14 protein-coding genes are annotated in these 20,659 nt (G+C 48.3%); 9 read left to right on the top strand and 5 right to left on the bottom strand.

What is annotated here, in order from left to right; genetic code table 11:
• Nucleotides 1–16: 16 nt before the first annotated feature.
• From FBF61_RS08050 to FBF61_RS08060, 3 genes are read left to right on the top strand one after another with little or no spacing between them, the layout of a single operon-like run.
• On the top strand, nt 17–2,947 hold the full coding sequence (locus FBF61_RS08050; protein ID WP_138476688.1) for a glycosyl hydrolase: 2,931 nt from the start codon (nt 17–19) through the stop codon (nt 2,945–2,947).
• Nucleotides 2,948–2,970: 23 nt separating this feature from the next.
• The gene (locus FBF61_RS08055) at nt 2,971–5,751 is read left to right on the top strand and encodes a glycosyl hydrolase (RefSeq protein ID WP_138476689.1); all 2,781 of its coding nucleotides are present in this window, start codon (nt 2,971–2,973) and stop codon (nt 5,749–5,751) included.
• A complete protein-coding gene (locus FBF61_RS08060; RefSeq protein WP_138476690.1) occupies nt 5,748–6,452 on the top strand; it encodes an SGNH/GDSL hydrolase family protein in 705 nt (234 codons plus the stop codon). The genes FBF61_RS08055 and FBF61_RS08060 overlap by 4 nt, the downstream gene beginning before the upstream one ends.
• A gap of 9 nt (nt 6,453–6,461) precedes the next feature.
• Here the strand turns inward: FBF61_RS08060 and FBF61_RS08065 are convergent, their stop codons facing one another.
• Nucleotides 6,462–7,214: a GntR family transcriptional regulator gene (locus FBF61_RS08065; protein WP_138476691.1), complete on the bottom strand. Its 753-nt coding sequence runs from the start codon at nt 7,212–7,214 to the stop codon at nt 6,462–6,464.
• Between the two features lie 298 nt (nt 7,215–7,512).
• On the opposite strand from FBF61_RS08065, the gene FBF61_RS08070 reads away from it, so the two are divergent.
• Complete coding sequence (locus tag FBF61_RS08070) at nt 7,513–8,301, top strand: TspO/MBR family protein (RefSeq protein WP_138476692.1); 789 nt, start codon at nt 7,513–7,515, stop codon at nt 8,299–8,301.
• Nucleotides 8,302–8,661: 360 nt separating this feature from the next.
• Nucleotides 8,662–9,954 carry an amidohydrolase family protein gene (locus tag FBF61_RS08075; protein WP_138476693.1) on the top strand — a complete coding sequence of 431 codons (1,293 nt, stop codon included), beginning with the start codon at nt 8,662–8,664 and terminating at the stop codon, nt 9,952–9,954.
• 30 nt (nt 9,955–9,984) lie between these two features.
• Here the strand turns inward: FBF61_RS08075 and FBF61_RS08080 are convergent, their stop codons facing one another.
• Nucleotides 9,985–11,394, bottom strand: a complete 1,410-nt coding sequence (locus tag FBF61_RS08080; RefSeq protein WP_138476694.1) for a glycoside hydrolase family 140 protein — start codon at nt 11,392–11,394, stop codon at nt 9,985–9,987.
• A gap of 244 nt (nt 11,395–11,638) precedes the next feature.
• On the opposite strand from FBF61_RS08080, the gene FBF61_RS08085 reads away from it, so the two are divergent.
• Nucleotides 11,639–12,652, top strand: coding sequence for a GntR family transcriptional regulator (locus tag FBF61_RS08085; RefSeq protein WP_138476695.1), 1,014 nt, complete (start codon nt 11,639–11,641; stop codon nt 12,650–12,652).
• Between the two features lie 92 nt (nt 12,653–12,744).
• Nucleotides 12,745–14,514: a D-apionate lactonase family protein gene (locus FBF61_RS08090; RefSeq protein WP_138476696.1), complete on the top strand. Its 1,770-nt coding sequence runs from the start codon at nt 12,745–12,747 to the stop codon at nt 14,512–14,514.
• Nucleotides 14,515–14,523: 9 nt separating this feature from the next.
• Here the strand turns inward: FBF61_RS08090 and FBF61_RS08095 are convergent, their stop codons facing one another.
• The 3 genes from FBF61_RS08095 to dgoD form a co-directional block, all read right to left on the bottom strand.
• Nucleotides 14,524–15,102 (bottom strand): NAD(P)H-dependent oxidoreductase, encoded by a 579-nt coding sequence (locus FBF61_RS08095; RefSeq protein WP_138476697.1) that lies wholly within the window; start codon nt 15,100–15,102, stop codon nt 14,524–14,526.
• A gap of 279 nt (nt 15,103–15,381) precedes the next feature.
• The gene (locus tag FBF61_RS08100) at nt 15,382–16,674 is read right to left on the bottom strand and encodes an MFS transporter (protein ID WP_138476698.1); all 1,293 of its coding nucleotides are present in this window, start codon (nt 16,672–16,674) and stop codon (nt 15,382–15,384) included.
• A gap of 75 nt (nt 16,675–16,749) precedes the next feature.
• Entirely contained in the window at nt 16,750–17,898 is a 1,149-nt protein-coding gene (dgoD, locus tag FBF61_RS08105; RefSeq protein ID WP_138476699.1) for a galactonate dehydratase, read from the bottom strand.
• A 179-nt stretch (nt 17,899–18,077) separates the two neighbouring features.
• Here dgoD and FBF61_RS08110 point away from each other — a divergent pair, with 179 nt between their 5' ends.
• Nucleotides 18,078–19,046 (top strand): hypothetical protein, encoded by a 969-nt coding sequence (locus FBF61_RS08110; protein ID WP_138476700.1) that lies wholly within the window; start codon nt 18,078–18,080, stop codon nt 19,044–19,046.
• Nucleotides 19,047–19,255: 209 nt separating this feature from the next.
• Nucleotides 19,256–20,644 carry a TlpA family protein disulfide reductase gene (locus FBF61_RS08115; protein ID WP_166444459.1) on the top strand — a complete coding sequence of 463 codons (1,389 nt, stop codon included), beginning with the start codon at nt 19,256–19,258 and terminating at the stop codon, nt 20,642–20,644.
• Nucleotides 20,645–20,659: the final 15 nt, after the last annotated feature.

Consider the following 20,659-nt stretch of genomic DNA (forward strand, 5'->3'; position numbering starts at 1 on the left):
TTAACCTCAGGGGCTTATGAGAACAATATATTTCGGATTTATATCATTGATAATCTGTGGCTTGCTGTACACTTCATGCAGCAAACCCGCAGGATCCGGTCAGGTAGAAACGACTACTGATCTCCGCGAGGGATTCAAAAATCCTTCCGGCACCGCCCGCGCCAAAGTATACTGGTGGTGGATGAACGGGTATACCGATTCCACCAGGATCAAAGCAGAATTACAGGCTATCAAAAACGCGGGCCTGGGCGGCGTGGATATTTTCGAGATCGGTTTCAAACCCGACGGCCTCGTACCTGCCGGCCCGCCTTTCATGAGCGATTCTTCCCTGAAACACATTGTCCTGGCTATTAAGGAAGCGACGCGCCTGGGGCTGGAAGTCGGGCTCAATCTGGCCAGCAGCTGGAACGCCGGCGGGACCTGGATAGAACCGAAGTACGGTGCCAAGTCCCTGTATTTTTCCAAAACAAAATTGTCGGCAAGGGACAAAACCAAACTTCCGTTTCCTGAAATTTCCAAAAAAGATGAAAAAGGGAAAGTACGTGAAATCGCTTATGCCGCGGATGGGAAACCGGTTTATTACGAGGAAGTAACCGTCCTGGCCATTCCAGCCAACCGGCAGGGCCAGTATCTGGACACCGCATCGATCATCAATATCTCGAAATTCTTTGATCCGAAAAATGAAGTTCTGAGCTGGAATGCGCCTGCCGGGGACTGGGACATTTACCGGTATGTATGTGCCAGTTCCGGCGAAATGCTCAAACTGCCCAGCCCGAATTCCAAAGGCCTGATCATCGACCATTTTGATTCTACCGCTACCCGCGTCCATTTTGAATATTTTATCCAAAAATTGCGGCCGCTGCTTGGAGATTTCAGCAAAACAACCCTCAAAAACCTGTATCTGGCCAGTTTTGAAGCAACCGGAACTATCTGGACACCGTCCATGGCCAGCCAGTTCCGAAAGCTCAACGGATATGATGTCAGCAAATTCCTGCCTGCATTGTTTGATAAAAAAGCGTTCAGCCCTGATAGCTATGACACTTTCAAAAAGGATTTTGACTTCACTATTTCCGAGCTGATGATCAACAACCACTACCGGAAAGGGAAAGAAATCGCGAACAGCTACGGCCTCAACCTGATCTCTGAATCCGGCGGCCCCGGCCCTCCGCTGCACAATGTTCCGGTGGAAGGCATCAAGGCATTGGGAGCACTGGACGTGCCGCGGGGCGAATTCTGGATCAACCACAGCCAGTACGATGCCACGCCCGACAGCATTGACCTGCTGATGCTTGTGAAGGAAATAGCTGCGGCCTCGCATATTTACCAGCGGAAAATCACCGAACTGGAAGCATTTACCAGCTTCCAGAACTGGCAGGAAGGCCCCGGCGATATGAAACCGAACGGCGACCGGGCATTTTGCGAAGGCATGAACCGCCCTGTGATACATGGTTTCAGCCACAACCCGGCGGGTGTCGGCTACCCCGGGATTTATTACGTCGCCGGAACGCATTTCAACGATAAAACCACCTGGTGGCCCAAGGTGAAGCCTTTTAACGATTACCTGGCGCGGGTTTCCTACATTTTACAGGAAACGGACTTTGTGGCCGATGTACTTTACTACTACGGCGATCAGGTGCCCAATTTTGTAACGCCAAAGAATACCCGGTTTGCAGTAGGTTCGGGTTATGACTATGAGGTGATCAACAGCGAGATCCTGATCCGCGACCTGACTGTCAAAAATGGTTTACTGACGCTGCCTTACGGTGCGCAGTTCAAGGTGCTGGCACTGGGGCCGATCTCCGGCAGAAACCCGGCAGTACTCAGAAAATTACAACAACTGCTCAAAGACGGTGCACGCATCACCGGAATAAAACCAACCGGCGTAACACCCCAAAGCAAACAGCTGATCGATCAGTTGTGGGAAAAAGCCAGCATCAGACAGAATGCAGTGCATACCGGGCCGCCTCTGGAAATCCTGAAATCGATGAACCTCGAACCGGATTTCGATTACCCCGACAAATTATCCGCACGCCTGGATTACATGCACAAAAGCCAGCCGGCACTGGATTACATTCATTACCGCAAGGGAGACCAGGATTTTTATTTTGTACGAAATACAAGTAAGGAATGGATCTCCCGTCTTTGCGCTTTCCGTCAATCAGGCAAATCACCGGAAATATGGAACCCCGAGACCGGCACGATCAGCCCGGTAAAAATCTACAACCAGTCGACAGGAAATATCAGTATCCCGCTCACATTTCCGCCCTATTCCTCGTTTTTTGTTGTTTTTAATAAAAATAATAGCGGCGAACATTACAGTTCGTTATCGGCAACCGGCCACCCTCCCCTGCTCGAACATGCGTCCGACGGGGTAAGGTTATTACAAAAAGGAAGCTTCAAATTGGAAGGAAACGGAAAAAGCCAGACCGTTGAAAGCACGCCCGATTCGACCGTCGTTTCAGGCCCGTGGAATATCTCGTTTACGAAAGGCTGGGGCGCTCCTGAAAAAGCCGTTTTTCCCGAGCTGATCTCCTGGACCCAATCGGAAACACCGGGAATCAAGCATTATTCAGGCTCGGGTATGTATGATAAAACCTTCAGTTACAACCTGAAAACGCAGGAAAACGACCGCGTTTATCTGGATCTGGGCGAAGTGGCCAAAGTAACGGAAGTGTGGCTGAACGGAAAATCCCTGGGCATTGCCTGGACGAAACCGTACCGTTTTGATGTGACGGGATTGATAAAACAAGGACAAAATGACCTGCGGGTTGAGGTGATCAATACCTGGTCCAACCGGATCATAGGGGATATCGGCAGCCAGGAAAAATTTACCAAAACCAACCTGAATGCAAGAGGTTCCCGTGAGCTTTTATGGACCGAAACACCGCTTGTACCTTCCGGACTAATGGGGCCGGTGGTGCTGAAAACGGTGAAAGTTATCAAATGATCATTCTCTAAACCTTTCCGAACATGGATTTCCGCAAGGTAATTTCAGGTATGCTGCTGGCGACCGTGACTTTTGCAGCTCAAAACGCACATGCGCAGGATCTGGCAAAAGATTTTAAAAACCCGGCCGGTACGTCCCGCCCCAAAGTATACTGGTGGTGGCTGAACGGGTATACCGACGAAGTACGTCTAAAAGAAGAACTGGTCGCTATCAAAAATGCAGGATTGGGAGGCGTGGATCTGTTTGAGATCGGCCTTCCCCCGGCCAGCGACCCGAACAAGATCATTCCCGCCGGCCCGGCTTTCATGAGCGATTCTTCCCTGAAAGCTATCAAATTTGCGATTGATGAAGCCGGGAAGCTCGGGCTGGAAGTCGGGCTGAACCTTGCCAGCAGCTGGAATGCAGGCGGTACCTGGGTAACTCCGCAATTCGCTTCCAAAACTTTATATTATTCCAAAACAACGACAGACAGTCCTCAGAAGATCAACCTGCCCGTTCCTGAAATCACACCTGACCGTCAGGGTAAACCACGCCAGATCGTCTACGGAAAAGACGGCAAGCCGGAATACTACGAAGAAATAGCCGTGATCGCGGTCCCCTCAGGGGCCAAAAACCTGTCCGACACTTCCGGGATTGTGAACGTAACTGCTTTTTTCGATCCGAAAAACAATACGCTTGACTGGAAAGCCCCTGCCGGAAAATGGGAAATTTACCGCTACATATGTTCCAACTCCGGTGAGCAGCTGATCCGCCCGTCCCAGAACTCGGCCGGACCGATCCTCGACCATTTTGACTCGACAGCCACCGAAATGCACCTGATGTACTTTATTAAAAAGCTACAACCGCTGCTGGGTGATTTTTCCAAAACAGCTTTAAAAAACCTTTATCTGGCAAGTTATGAAGCCAAGGAATTTGCCTGGACACCATCCCTGCCGGCGACCTTTAAAAAGCTGAACGGATATGACATTTACAAATTCCTGCCGGCGATTTATGACAAGGGGTTATTTGACCAAAAGACATCAGAACAGTTCGATTTCGATTTTTCCAAAACTTTTTCGGAACTGATGATCCACAACCACTACCGGAAAGCGAAGGAAATTTCAAACCGCTATAACCTGCAGATCATCTCGGAAGCCGGCGGGCCCGGTCATTTGCACCACATTCCGGTTGAAACTTTAAAGGCACTCGGCTCGCTGGATGTGCCCCGGGGCGAGTTTTGGTATAACCGTACTTTTTTCGACAAAGACAGCATTGTGGACCTGATCTGGCTGGTGAAGGAAATTGCTGCGGCATCCAATATTTACAAACGGGGTATTGTGGAAGAAGAGGCTTTCACGAGTTACTGGGACTGGCAGGAAGGCCCGGCAGACCTGAAAATCATTGCCGACAGGGCTTTTGCGGAGGGTATGAACAGGCTGGTGATCCACGGCTTTCCGCATAATCCGGGCGAAATGGGATATCCGGGCATCGCCTACTTTGCAGGCACGCATTACAATGACCGCAATACGTGGTGGCCCAAGATCAAACCTTTCAATGACTACCTGAGCCGCATTTCATACATCCTTCAGAAAACAAAGTATGTGGCCGATGTGCTGTACTATTATGGAGACGATATTCCAAACCTGATCCCACCCAAAAACACAAAGTTCAAGGCCGGAAATGGAATTGACTATGAAGTAATCAATACCGAAATCCTGCTCCGCGACCTCACTGTCGAAAATGGTGAATGGGTATTACCGGGAGTTGGCAGATACAAAGTGCTGAGCGTGGGAGAAGGCGTGAAAGTAAATGCCGCAGCTTTGAAGAAGCTCGATCAGCTGAAAGCAGAAGGAGGCTTACTCGCCGGAAAGGATATTTCCAAAACTGCTCCTATCACCCCCGATTTCAGTTATCCCGATCAGGAAAAAGGCACGCTGGACTACATACATTATGCAGGCGGAGGCAAAGATTTCTATCTGGTCCGCAATACGACTTCCGGCTGGATTTCAAGAAAATGCGTGTTCAGGCAAGAGAACAAGGCACCCGAGCTGTGGAACCCCGTTTCAGGTATTATTACCAAAATCCCGGTCTACCAACAAACAAAAACGCACATTGAACTACCGCTTTCACTCCCGCCGCACGGGGCCGCTTTCGTGGTATTTGCTGAAAATGGTAAAGCTGACCCGCATTTCACGGAGATCGGCTATCATGGAGAAAACCCGCCCCTGCTGACCTATCAGGACGGCCAGGTAATGTTTGCCGAAAAAGGCGCCTATACTTTGAAAAATAACGGCCAGATCCAAACGGTTGAAAGCAAACCAAAGTCGAAAGTCATCGAAGGCCCCTGGAAGCTCACGTTCCCCGAAAAATGGGGCGCGCCCAGGGAAGTAACTTTCCCGAAACTGATCTCCTGGCCGGAATCCGAAAATGCCGGCGTGAAATACTTTTCCGGTACTGCCACCTACACCAAAACTTTTCAATATGCTGTTTCCGGTAAGCAGGATAAAGTTTTCCTCGACCTCGGAGAAGTCAGCGAGGTAGCTGACGTATGGCTGAACGGTAAACATCTCGGCATTTCATGGACATTGCCGCACCGGTTTGACGTGACGGGAGTGATCAGAAACGGCCATAACGATCTTCGGGTGGAAGTAGCCAATACCTGGTCGAACCGGCTTACGGGAGACGCTGTTTCCGGCGAAAAGTTCACCAAAACCAACATTGTAAAAGCCAACAAAAACCTGACGCCCTGGGAAAATGTCCCGCTGAAAAAATCAGGACTTACCGGGCCGGTTACCATACATTCCCTTAATGCCGTCAAACCATGAAATCAGCACTGGTACTAAGCATTTTATTGTCAACAATGGTATTGTCAGCCCATGCACAAGTGGCCGACAGCCTCGGGTATCTTGGGTCGGTAAAACAGGAGCTGAATGCTGTTTGGCCCAAGAACCGGCGGGTCAATGTGGTTTTCCACGGGCACTCGGGACCGGGCGGTTCCTGGGCAAATCATGAAGTACATACGCTGGAATCGTACCCGAACCTGGTACTGCAGAAACTGAAAAAGACGTACCCTTATGCGGTGATCAATGTGATCGTCACGGCTGTAGGCGGAGAAAACTCGGTTTCGGGAGCGGCCCGGTTTGAAGCAGAAGTACTCAACCACAAACCGGACGTGGTGGTGATCGATTACACCGGAAATGATACGGGACCCGGACTGGAAAAATCCAGGGCCGCCTGGGAATTCATGATCCAAACCGCACAGAAAAACAACATCAAAGTGATACTGGTAACGCCCGGCGCGGATCAGCGCATCGATATCAATGCACCTGGAAATGCCTATGCGCAACATGCGGCGCAAGTGAGAGACCTGGCGGCGACATACCAGACCGGACTGGCCGATCCTTTCGCCACATTTCAGAAAATTGCAAAAAACGAGAACTTCATCCGTGACTACATGGCAAGCGTCAATCATTTTAACCAGAAAGGTCACGAAGTATATGCCTCTGAAGTTTTCAAGTGGTTTTGAGGTGCACTTTTAGTCACCGTCATTATAATCCGGATTGGCACTGATCGCGAACTTATACTTGTCGCCCCGGTAGTATGATCTTTCTATCTCAACGATCATATCATCCCTGCAGATCACCGCACTGTCCAGGATAAACATAGGCGTCGGCGTTGTCAGCTCAAAATTGTTCATTTCGGAATCCGGCTCCACGATCTCGGTGCTCAGTGTCTGCTTCACCTCCTCAATCCGCAGGTGGTAAGTATTTTCATACACTTTGAAATACGAAATTTCGGTAGGCATCCGGTTGATCTTCGGGCACAGCTTCAGGGAAATATATTTGATCTCGTCCTTGATGATCTCGTCGTCGGCATAGCGCAGCTGATGGATTTTCATCACCGGCCCGTCCATGATAAAATGTTTACCCCCTATTTCCGACGAAATGCCATCGTCCAGGATCGTTTTCTCCAGTACCAGGTTATGCGGCTGAAAACCTTCGGCGATCAGGCTTTCATGGAAACCCCGCCTGGTAGCATTAATGGACCCGAGCGTTCGGATCAGGTGGTGGCCTACGGTCCGGTTCAGTACAAATGTGCCTTTGCCTTTAATGCGTTTCGCCCAACCCCGGTTTTCTATTTCCAGCAGGCTTTTTCTCGCGGTTGTATTGCTGACTCTGTAGTTTTTAATCAGTTCATTTTCAGACGGTATTTTGTCACCGGGCTGCAATTCCCCCGATTTGATCTTCTCAATTACGGTGTCACTAATAGTTAGGAATTTTGGTCTCATTGTATTGCTGTGCACACATTAACAAACTTTTATCACTACCGGATCATGCCTTGAAAGCGATATGATCATTTTGTTATAATTTCACTATTTTGTTTGAAATCATGAAAATTAGACATGCCAAAAGTAGCTTTATTTTCTCAAAATTATATTGCTGAAACAGGAAGTCGGGTTGTTCCCCAAATTTGACACTGCATCCACCATATAAGGAAAATTTTACACTGAATCGGCAAAACTCCGGTGATAGTTGTGCTGGCTTTATTTTTGAAAGAAAGGATTATCCAAAGCATTTACATACGGCATGAAAAAAACACTGCAGATATCGAACATCCTGGCGCTGATCATCACGGTGATCATGAATTACCTTTCCAATACCGGCATTTTCAACGGCAGTACCATGGCCAGCGTATCGGCCCGCTACCAGAACCTTTTTACACCTTCGGGATATGCTTTTTCAATATGGGGTGTTATTTATCTCGGTTTAGCGGCGTTTTGTATTTACCAGGCCCAAGGACTTTTTCAGCCACGGGAAGCTCCGGCCATCGTCTCAAAGATCGGCTGGCTGTTTGTCATTTCCTGTATTGCCAACTGCCTCTGGATACTTGCCTGGCTGTACGATTATATTGGCTTATCGGTGCTCATTATGGCTGCCCTGCTTACGTCGCTCATTATGATCGTGTTTCGGACACGCATGGAGCTGGACCTTATTTCGCTCAAAAAGATCGCTTTGGAATCGTGGCCTTTCGCCATTTACCTGGGATGGATCTGCCTGGCCATTATCGCGAATGTAGCAGCATATCTAACGAAAATCGGTTGGGACGGCTTTGGGGTCTCCGCTACCAGCTGGACCATCATCATGATCTGTGCCGCCGGTTTCGTGAACATAGCTTTGACCTGGACGAGAAACCTGCGGGAAACTTCGGTGGTAGGAATATGGGGACTGATTGCCGTGGCCGTTGCCAACCGGAACGACAACCTCCCGGTGCTATACGCGTCGGTTATTGTGGCTGTACTGATTTTTGTGAGCACCGCAGTGCACGGATACAGGAACAACGGCAGGCATTTTCTGGTTGGTGATAAACCCTTCTGACAACGCGTTCTTGCCCGTGTTACCTGCTTTTTTTGAAATAAGGATAAATGACATCCTTACAGAAAAGAAAAATAAACGTCAGCGGAAATGCGATTAGCATTAACAAAATAAGGTGATGAGGAATGTCCATTTCTCCGAGGGTCTTGACTATTTGAATAAGTAGCGAAAACTACAAAATAAAATCGAAGTAATTCAATACTTCTACACAAATTTTGTAATATTAATTCTGTTTTAATTCAGTTTTTCTTCTTATCCCAGTAGTTCATCCCGACAAGCAGAGAGTAGATTTATTGTGTTACCGCCTATTGGTAAAATCCGGTTCGCTTTAGACCGGCACATCAACCACCTAACTGCATTTTTATGATTGTTTGTCTCCGATTGCTCTTCATTGCCTGTCTCGCGCTCATTTTTACATTACCAGTACATTCACAATCACCGGAAAAACACTATCTCCTCAAAGCCGGGCTGCTTTACGATTCTGAAAAAAGCGTTTTTCTTAAAGATCAGCAAATTCTCATCAAAGGTAACCTGATACTTAAAGTTGGCCAGAAACTCGAAGTTCCGCCCAATACCGAAATCTTAGATTACAGCAGTGCCACCGTCACGCCCGGTCTGGTGGATGCACATACGCACATTCTGACGGCCCAGGGTGCTACTGAAGAGCTTGCGGTGGACGCCGTGATGAATTCGTCCGAAAAAAGAGTTTTGCGCGCGGTTGGTTTTGCCAAAAGTTATCTGGATGCGGGTTTTACAACGATACGCGATCTGGGAAACTCCGGTCAGTACCTGGATGTGGAAGTCAGGAATGCCATCGAAAACGGCTATATCACCGGTCCCAGGATGCTGGTATCCGGCCCGATCATCGGCTCTATGGACGGCCAGCTGAGCAATCTCCCGGTCAAAGATTTCGACCGGGTATCCAGGATGGAGCAAAGCATGGTCAGCGGTGTTGAGGAAGCAAAAAAAGCTGTGAAAGAACACATAGTACAAGGCGTGGACGTGATCAAAATCCTGGCGATCGGCGGCAGGCTCACTTTAAGCCTGGACGAAATGAAAGCGATCGTACAAACCGCCCACGAACAGCGGGTGAAAGTAACCGCACATTGCGACCGCGACTGGGCAGTACACGCAGCCATTGAGGCCGGAGTCGATGGTGTGGAGCATGGTTACGGTTTCAAAGATGCTACGCTGGAACTGATGGCAAAAAAAGGGATCTATCTGGTTCCCACATACAGCTCGCTTGATTATTCGATGCAGTTCAACAAGGTACTTGGCGGAAAATACACGGTTGAGGAATTGAAACAGGGCCTGACAAAAATGCCGGTATGGCTGGAACAGATCCGCAAGTCGGGCGTGATGATGGTGGCGGGCTCAGATGCCTATTATGATATGAAAGAGCCCCGCGGGCGGAACGCCAAACATACCATTACAGGCTATTACGAGTTCGGACTTCCCGCCGAATTTGTTTTGAAAACAGCCACGGCCAATGCTGCCAAGGCGCTGCAAATGGAAAATCAGATTGGCGTGATCAAAGAAAATGCTTTCGCAGACATCAGCGTTTTTGGAGGAGATATGACGAAAGAATTTAAAAAATCGCTGCACGATGTAAAACTGGTCATGAAAAACGGCAAGATCGAGGTCATCAATAAATAAGCCCCCGAGCCTGCCGCGATATTCAAATAATCATTTTGCCTGGGCAGCAAAATCCACGTCGTACTTTTTGCCGGCATCGTCCAGGATCAGAACCCAGTCTTTCCCGTAACCGGATGTTGGCGCTTTGAACTGATGTTTGCCCTGATTGGGGAAGTTACCGATTTTGGTGGCTTCCCCTTTTCTCGGGTCATACCAATGGGCCGAAAATTCCTTCCCTGTGATTTTACCCGCATGTACTGTAACCGGCGTTCCGGTGGATACATAGATAAAAGCATAGTCCTTGCCGCGGGTGGCCTGTACCCGGTTGGCCGGCCCGTTGTAATTTTCTTCCACCAGCGACTGGTCGGGAACACGTTCCAGCATCGGGCGCGACTCCATCAGCCTGCGTACATAGGTCATTTGCCTGGCCCCCGGCAAGTCAAGCGCTTCATGCCAGGGCAGGTGCGGCCCGTTGAGCGGTTCGCGGTTTTTATCATACATCTGCCATACATCATGGCACCCGTAAGTATGCCCGAAAGCGCCTGCAAAAAGATCCAGGTAGGCATATTTCCTTACATCATAGGCGTTGGAAGTCCCAAGGTCGGCGGCATTAAAACAAACGGGATGGTCCTCATAGATCGGCTCAGCGTCCAGTACCGGTTTCACAGGTTTTTTATTGTAAACAAAAGCAATTTTGTCGTAGGTAATTTCGTCCCGGCAATGGCCGTTTTGCAGCATATTGAAATCCAGCCAGCTGTCATTATGAAACCAATTGGATGAACCACCCATGGTGAGACCGTTCGGCTGCGGGTGAAAGCTCATAAGCGCATGGTCATTCCCTCCGGTACCCCTTGCAACGCCCTCAGCCATCATCCGCCATACCTTCACATCATCCGAATCATTTCTGGGAGTACGGTCGCCACCGAGTACCCAGACCACATTTTCACGGTTCTTATACCTGTTCCCGATCCATTCTCCAAAAGCGGCCGCGTTGCTGACGTTGAATATTTCCGGCCCTTTTCCCCATTTATCTTTAAAAACCTTATCGCCCCAGGTCGGAAGCAGTGCGATGACGATACCATTTTCCGCTGCTTTGTCTATAATATAATCCACATGCTTGAAATATGCCTCGTTGGGTTTGGCCGGATCATTGTTTTCCAGAGGAACTGCCCCTTCGGCATTCGGGGTGTTCAGTCCGTCGATCTCGGCCAGTGCCACGGCTTGAACAACCGTGAAACCCTGTTTGGCACGGTGTTGCAAATACTGATCCGCCTCAGGCTTGGAAAGCCGGTGAAAAAGCTCCCAGGCCGTGTCGCCCAGCCAGAAAAACGGAGTACCATCCTGGTGCACCAGGTAACGCTGGTTATCAGAAACTTTTAACCTTCCTTTCGAAAATGGCTTTTGCGCAAACGTGACAGCTGCCGATAACATCAGCGCAATGAACAGGATATGGCTTTTCATTTTTTAATGAACTACTTTTATGTAAATACCAGTAGAGTACAGTAGAGATAACGAAGGTAATGTTTTTTTAAATTGTCCGGATGACGACAGGGAAAGTTTTATTTTTTCTATTTAAAATACCCAAAAACACCAATACCTTTTACAGTTTCCCGGCCTGCTATGGTATGATGCGTATTCCGGCTTTTTTTCCTGATGGGCATGTTCCGAAAAAGAGCTATTATTTCACACGGGGGCGACATTGAAAATGAAAGATTTAATCAAGATAGACGCCCGTTCCAGGGAACCAAAATACCAGCAGATCCTGAACAATGTAATCGCATCGATTGAAAACGGAACGCTGAACCACGGGCAGCAGCTACCTTCGATCAGCGAACTGGCCGGCTGGCAGAACATTGCAAAAGTGACCGTGGCAAAAGCCTATGAAGATCTGCGTAAACGGGGCGTGATACAGGCCCGGCATGGAAAAGGTTTTTATGTAACCAATACACAAGTGCGCAGCGCGCTCAATATATTTGTCCTTTTCGATACCCTCAATGCATACAAGGAAACCTTGTATTACGCGATGAAAGCCGGGCTTCCCGGGGATGCCAGATTGAGCCTCTTCTTTCATCACTACGACCGGAACCTGTTCGAAAGCCTCATCGGTAACAACCTCAACAATTACAATTATTTTGTGATCATGCCGCACTTTAATGAGGATGTTTCGGAGGTGGTCAACCGAATTCCGAAAGACCAGCTGGTAATCATCGACAAGGCTGCGGAACAGGTTACCGGCAATTATGCGGCGATATACCAGGATTTCGAAAATGATATTTATGCGGCCCTTGATTCCTGCCCCGATCTTTTGTCCAAATACAAAAAACTGACGCTCGTCCTTTCCAAAGGCCAGTTTCAGTTTGTACCGGACGGTATTGTGTCGGGATTCAGGCGTTTTGGGAACACAAACCAAATCGAATGCGCAGTAACAGAGCGGCTTAATGCCCAGGCCATCAGAAAAGGGGAAGCATACTTGCTTTTTTCCGACCGCGACCTGATCGAATTTGTAAAACATGTGCACCATGAAGGCTGGCAGCTCGGCAAGGATGTGGGACTGATTTCCTACGACGATACCCCGATGAAAGAAATCCTGGAAGGCGGCATCACTGTGGTTTCGACGGATTTTGAATACATGGGCAGAACGCTGAGTTCAATGGTACGTGAAAGACAGATTGCAAAAATCGCCAATCCTTTCAGCCTGATCCGCCGCAGGTCCCTCTGATTTTTAAAAGTTTTTATCGGATATTGTAGTTGTAAATACACACCAGCTCTGCAGGAAAGAAAACCACGAATCAACCTAACTAAAAAGAACGTATGTTATTGCAAGCTGGCCCTTTACAGGCCGACTACGTCAATGGTTACCTTCGTTACATCCGTATTGGTAACCAGGAAATCCTGCGCATGATCTATTTTGCGATCCGTGACCAGGATTGGAACACATTACCGGTCACCATCCAAAGCGAAACCATTTCGCGGACCGTCAATTCCTTTGCGATCAGTTACACCAGTACCGTCCGTCATGATTCCGTACAGTTCAATTGGAAAGTACGGATTACCGGTTCTGCTGACGGTACAATAGGATTTACAATAGATGGAAAAGCGTTAAGCAGGTTTTTAAGGAACCGCATCGGTCTCTGCATTCTACATTCTACCGACCACCTCGCAGGCCAACCCTGCTACATCGAACATTCGAACGGTTACTTCTCATACGCCTTTTTCCCTGAGCGGATCAGCCCGCATCAGCCTTTCAAGAACATCAGTGCAATGCAGTGGCAACTGGATAATAACGGTGCGGCCCGGCTGGATTTTGAAGGGGAGGTTTTTGAAACCGAAGACCAGCGCAACTGGTCCGATGCTTCCTATAAGACCTATTGTACGCCGCTGGATCTACCTTTTCCCAAGCTAATCACAGCAGGTACGGAGATTAGCCAGGCTGTAAAACTGACAGTGGCCACCGCCACCGGTTCGAAAGCTCCGGACAGAGAGAGGGAAATCAGGATAGTCGCCACGGGAGAAATGAGCCGTTTTCCTTTGATAGGCGTACAGCTTGCTCAAAATGAGCCTTCACCCGGAGAAAAAGAGCGCATTTTTCTTTCCCGTGTGGGTTTCAGTCATTTAAGGACGGACATTGTACTTTCCGAGCTGGACGCCCCGGCAAAACTGCACAAGGCACTGGAGCAGAGCCGCCAACTGAAAATGCCACTTGAGCTGGTAGTTTTTTGCAATCAGCGATTCGACAATGTCCTGAAGATGTTGTTAAAAGTGCTCAAACAACATGCTTCATCGATCAAAACACTGATCCTTTTCGAAACTGAGACCCGGCGCACGAACCCGAAGCTGATCATACCGGATTTGCGTGAGTATCTGCCGGATGTCAAAATCGGAGGCGGGACAGATGCCAATTTTGCGGAATTCAACCGGAATCCGGTTTCGTATGAGAACTTTGACTTTGTATCTTTTTCACTGAATCCACAGGCTCATTTATCCGATGACCTGACGCTAACGGACAACCTGAACGCCCAGTCTGACCTGATAAAAAGTGCGGGGGAACTGTCTGCGGGCAAAGCGGTATATATATCACCGGTCACGCTGAAACCCCGGTTCAGAACAGTTGCAATGCCTGGCGACAGCCAGGCACCAGGCGATTATGATGACCGCCAGACCACTGCATTCGCAGCATGCTGGACACTGGGCAGTGTTAAATATCTGTCGGAAGGATGTGCGGCTTCGGTTACTTTTTTCGAGACGACCGGCCCCGGCGGCATCCTCGATCAAGACATCGTCTATCCGGTGGGTTACCTGCTTCAACATATACTGCAATGGAAACCGGAGCAGGTAGAGATTACGAGGACTAACGCGGCACTTAAAATCTCGTCACTGTTACTGCACAAAGCCGGTGCAACATGCCTGCTGGTTGCAAATCATAGCACTATGGAACAATCCGTGATCCTGCCAGACCAATTTTCTCAGGCAACCGCGCATCTGCTCATCTCCGAAAATCAGCAGGAACCGAGAATAATGACGAGCCTGGAACTCGTTCTGGGCCCGCATGAAATCTGGTCGGTTAGCCTTACAACCGGCTGATTTCAAACGCTATTTAAGTTTACTACCAAGGTTCTCAGCCTTTTCTATCCACTGCCGGATCTTTTCCGGTGTTGCTGTTCTCACATTGGTCACGACGGTGACCCTCACAGGGTCCACGCCGCAAAACTGAAGTATCGATTTTTTCAGCTGGTTGATGCTGGGCCGGCCAAAAGCCAGCCAGTAGTAAATAGCAGGCTGATCGATACTTGTGATGATATGCCCGGTTTTCCCCGAAAGCAGCTTGTCCCACCACACTGAGTTTTCACGGTACCTGAACGCCATTCCCGGAAGGAAAAGCCTGTCGATGAACCCTTTCATGATGGCCGGCATACCGCCCCACCAGGTCGGATGCACCCAAACCATGTGGTCTGCCCACTTAATTTGTTCCCATGCATTGAGCAGGTCCGGTTCCAGCTCCGTCCTTTTACGGTAGCCGTAATGCAGGTCGGGGTTAAATTTCAGATCCGCAATGATGAGGTATTTCACTTCTGCCCCGGTATTCCTTGCACCTTTGATATAAGCTTCCGCCAGCGCGTGATTGAGACTTTCGGGATTGGGGTGGCCGTTGATGACCAGGATTTTTTTCATGATGCGGGTTCCTGATTTTTTACACGAACTTAATAGGGAATAAATGCTCAAAACATGATTTTTGTCCTGAATAAAACTGGAATCGGTCACAGAACGATGTCGCCCAGACGTAGCGGGCCGCCCGGCGGCAGACGCTACCCCTGCCTTTCCACTGCGCTGCATTACTAGACTACACATGACCTCATGACTATTCATGACCAAACATAACTTTCATGACCATACTTGAACTCATGGCCACACACGACCTTCATGACTACACATGACCACAAATGACTTCAATCACTCTACCCCATCCATCAAAACCCTTTCCACCTTCCCGACCAGGAAAATATAACTCAGCCCGCCGGTTACGGCCAGAAAACCCACGAAGACCAGTGCCGGAGAAAAATCCCCGTCCCTTACCAGGTAGCCTATGACAATAGGAACGATGATACTGGCCAGCCCGCCCATAAAATTGAATGTACCGCCCGTCAGGCCGATCAGATTTTTGGGTGCGAGCAGTGATACAAAAACCCAGGTGATCGATGCCAGTCCATTCCCGAAAAATGCTACAGACATAAAAAATATCACCCAAAACGGACTTGTCACGTAATTGGCAAACAAGATGCTTACGCCGAGAAGCATACCGAAAATGACGGGCGTCTTGCGCGCTACGCTCGGAGAGATATTTTTCTTAACCAGATAGTCAGACAAAAAACCGGAAAGCAACACGCCCAGAAAAGCGCATATAAAAGGAAATGATGCATAAATTCCCGATTTGATAAAATCCATTTTACGGAAATTGATCAGATACTGCGGAAACCAGGTAATGAAAAAAACGGACGTACTGGCCACACAGAACTGTCCGAGATAGATCCCCCAAAGTTTCCTCTTCGAGAGAATAAAGCCAAAATTCTTCCAGGCAAAAGGCATCTTGTTGTCCGGCCTGACCTCAATTCCCCCACCCCCTTCACGGATATAAGTAAGCTCAGCCTGATTAACCTTTGCATGTTCTGACGGATTCCGGTAAAAGAAATACCAGAAAATACCCCAAAGCACGCCGATCGTGCCGGTTATGTAAAACAAGCCACGCCAGCCTGCATAGCTTTGGATCAAGGTTAGCAATGGGGTCAGAAATGCGAGACCTAGGTACTGCCCCGATGTGTAAGTAGCAATTGCAGATGCCTTTTCCTGATCAGGAAACCAGCTTGTGACGATGCTGTTATTCATCGGATAGGCAGGCGCTTCGGCCATTCCGATCAGCAGCCGGAGCGCGATCAACGCAACAAACCCTTCTGCAATACCGATGGTAACGGTTGCGGCAGACCACAATACCAGCGAAAGTGCATACAAAACCCTGACCCCGTATCGGTCAATAAGTACGCTGCTGGGTATTTGCAGAGAAGCATATGTCCACCCGAAAGCCGAAAACACGTAGCCCATTTTTACAGAATCCAGATCCAGTTCTTTCGAGATCATCGAGCCTGCGACCGAAATATTGCTCCTGTCCATGTAGTTGATCACCACATTCACGAAAACTGCCGCTAAAATGGTGTATCGGATTTTGGTTGGCCTGGCGGCGGTATTGATCATGGTGTCGGATTTTTTGTCCTGGATTAGCGGGGTTTGGCGTAGTTTTCAGCTACGCCAAACTTTTCAAACTCAATTTTACCATTCTGCTGCACTGCCGTCTTCGTGCGTCCAGAGCGGATTTTTCCAGTTGTGCCCCACTTCCGCCATCCTTCTGACCTGCGCTTCATCGATCTGAATTCCCAGCCCCGGCCCGGACGGAATATTTACATAGCCATTCTCATAATTAAAGACAGACTGATCTTCGAGGTAATCCATCAAATCGTTGCCCTGGTTGTAATGTATGCCCAGACTTTGTTCCTGGATGAAAGCATTATGGCAGGTAGCATCCACCTGCAGGCAGGCGGCCAGCGCAATGGGCCCCAGCGGACAGTGCGGGGCCGCAGCCACATCAAATGCCTCCGCCATAGAAAGTATTTTTTTACATTCGGTAATACCACCTGCGTGTGACAGATCGGGCTGGATGATATCGGCATATCCTTTTGTCAGCAGATCCTTGAAATGCCAGCGGCTGAACATACGCTCGCCGGTCGCGATGGGAATGGATGTATGCTGCGCAATTTCCCTCAGCGCCTCATTGTTTTCAGGCAGCACCGGTTCTTCGATGAACATAGGGTGAAACTGTTCGAGTTCTTTGGCCAGCACTTTTGCCATCGGTTTGTGCAGACGTCCGTGAAAATCCACTCCGATATCCAGGCCATAACCCACTGCTTCGCGGATCGAGGCAACGCGCTGCAATACCAGATCGATTTTTTCAAAAGAATCAATGTACTGCATTTCGTCCGTAGCGTTCATTTTGATCGCCTTGAAACCATTATCGAATTGCTTCTTCGCCGCGCTGCTTACTTCGGCAGGACGGTCGCCGCCAATCCAGGAGTATACTTTTATTTTATCCCTTGCCTTACCACCCAGCAGCTGATAAACGGGAGCGTTGAAAAATTTGCCCTTGATATCCCAGAGCGCCTGATCGATTCCCGAAAGTGCGCTCATCAGAATAGGCCCGCCCCGGTAGAAGCCACCCCGGTACATGGTATTCCAATGTCCTTCGATATCCATCGGATCTTTCCCGATCAATGCTTCCATCAATTCTATCACTGCTGCTTTCACGGTAGCCGCTTTTCCTTCTATAACAGGCTCGCCCCAGCCCACAATACCTTCGTCGGTTTCAATTTTCAGGAATAACCAACGGGGAGGAACCTGAAAAAGCTCGTAACTTCTGATTTTCATTTTACTGACTGTTTATTTATTTCAACGCAAATTAAGGTACAAACACCACGTTCGCTGCCTTTTATAGTGAAAGCATTTTACAAAGGTTTTATATGCGTCAGCTGGCGCCGACTTCCAGTCGGTGCCGCCTATGCAGCCGATCTCCAGATCGGCAAAACCAGCAAAAACAAAAACAATCAATGAAGAACCAAAAACTCCCTCTTGCCATAACCACCCTGATCCTGACAATCCTGCTCAGCTCGGCATACATGATCAAAGGTCACAGAACCCAAACTCCGGAACAAAAACCCGCCGCCGCCTCCTACAAATGGACAGGCGCCTGGCAGCCGTCCCGCATCAGCGCCGAAGACGGTATTACTGCCCTGGATATTAAAATCGGCAAGTTTATAAATCTTCCCAAGGAGGAGCTGGCTCAGGTTATTTTTAATGTTAACAATCGTTTTCCGGGTTCCAAATCGTGGGCATTCTGGGCTGTCGGCGATATGTCTGGTCTTACGCCCGGGCACAACGGCCTTACGGAAGCACAGCATGAAGCCTATCTGAATTACATGGACCTGCTGGGCGTGGCCGTATTTCTGGAAATTTTTCCGTCCAAAAAAACCAGTACTAATATTCTGACTGAAATTGACCGCTGGCTGGGCAAATTCAAACACCATCCATCCGTAGCAGGATTCGGCATTGATCTGGAATATTATGAAAAAGCATCAGATGCCGCCGCCAAAACCTGGGACGACAAAATAAAATCGTATAACCCGGCATACCGTCTTTTTATCAGGCATTATGATCCTGGCTTTATGCCTCCCACATACCGTGGCAAAGGTGATCTCATTTTCGTGGATTTTGCTTCGGAAGCTACCGTAGAGGATCTGAGCAAAGGTTTTGCAGCCTGGGCCAACCGCTTCGCCCCGACCGCCTGCGCTTTTCAGATCGGCTATCCCGCAGACGAAGACGGTATGAACGGCAGCAATACACTGGGATGGTGGAAACTAAAAAATCCCGTCACTGACTGGGGAAACATGATCTTGGCACAAATCAAAAACCCGAAACAAGAGCTGGGGCTGATATGGGTAACCGCTAAATCGGCCAAAACTTACCACCAATCCTGGGACCTGACCAGAGGTGCAAAACTCCCGAAAGCGAAAAAATAGGCATGCACTTCACTAATAAATCGATTCCATTTCGCAGACAGTATAACTTTATATTTGTTCTTGCCGGGCAAACTATTTTGGGCCGACTGTTCAAGATACAATTTTGCCCACTTATTTATTAAATCGTCAGGAAAAAGATGATACACAACAAAAGAAAATGCCGGATCCGGCACAAAATTCAAATTCTGATATGTGTTTTTCTAACTGCGATGAATACTTTGTTCGCTCAGACATCTTTTTGGTATGATTTCAGCGGCACGGCTTCTTTGGAAATTAATTATACCAACAACACTAGGCCCAATGCATGTAAAGTGTCCTCCTACAAAATGTTTCCGGAAGAATACACCGATATCATCGACACATTATCCTCAGGCTTCGGAAAAAAAACTTACAAAATACCGGTTAGCGGGCCTCAAAGCGTGACATTGACATTACCAGGAATAGAGGTACCCATTTTGCTAATACCCGGTGCGAGTCTTGCCTGCGCCGTTGATTTCTCGGACATTAAAAATGTGAAGTTTCAAACTGCCGACAGCCTTTCTCTGATTAATGGCTATTTGTTAAAAAAGAAATTTCTCAGCTCGTCTCCCGTCAAAAACAAAAGTAGCGAAGCATCTCCACCGGCCGGTTACCTGACAAGTTACAGCGCCAAAATGAATGACCTCTATCAAAAAGAAATGCTGTTTTTTGATCAGAATAAAGATGAGTTGCCCAAGTGGTTCCAAACGCATGAATACTGGAACATCAGATATGCCGATGCATCTGCCAGAATGAACACTGTTGTATCGCGGGAGATTTCTATTCAAAAGGCAGAGTCGATTCCGCCCAACTATTACAGTTTTCTGGACGCCCTGCCGGTCGGTAACCAATCTGCAAAAAACAATTATAAGTATTACTTATTTCTCTACGAGCTTTTCAATAAAAGACTGAAGGAAAAAAAGTTTGCAGGGTGCAAGTCAGCCGATTGGCTTCCATTTCACATTTGTCAGGCCGAAATGGAATTGTCGGGAGATGTCCTGGATATGTACAAAGCGTGGGCCATTCAGCTTGTTTTCAACCAGTACAACAGAGACGTTGCGAAAGAATACTTGAAACAAAACAGCAACATTTTTCGTGATCCTGTCTGGCTGGAAAAATTACAGCTATCGCTCAAAAGCAAAGAGAAGTTTCTTGAAAAAAATAAGCCTGCACCAAATTTTGTCTTGACCGATTTAAAAGATTCGCTGACGTCACTGAAGTCCATGAAGGGAAATGTCGTTGTGTTATCGTTCTGGTTTGCGGGGTGCAAACCTTGTATCGAAGAATTTCCTTTCGAGAATGCGCTGGCGGAGAAATTCAGAGACCAGCAGGTCAAAATCGTAAACGTTTGTGTAAACACAACGGAAGAAAACTGGCGCAGGTACAGCGAAAGGTTCGGACTGAAAACAATCAATTTATGGGCAAACCCTCAATGGGAAAAATCGGTCATCGAGAAATACGATCTGACAGTATTCCCCAAATATGTTTTGCTTGACAAAAATCTGAATGCGGTGGATACCAGTGCCGAGCGCCCCAGCCAGGGCCTGGAAAATCAAATTATGACATTACTGAATCAGTAATGCTGCTGAATGCTG

Source organism: Dyadobacter bucti (assembly GCF_005869225.1).
In the GTDB taxonomy this organism is placed as follows: domain Bacteria; phylum Bacteroidota; class Bacteroidia; order Cytophagales; family Spirosomataceae; genus Dyadobacter; species Dyadobacter bucti.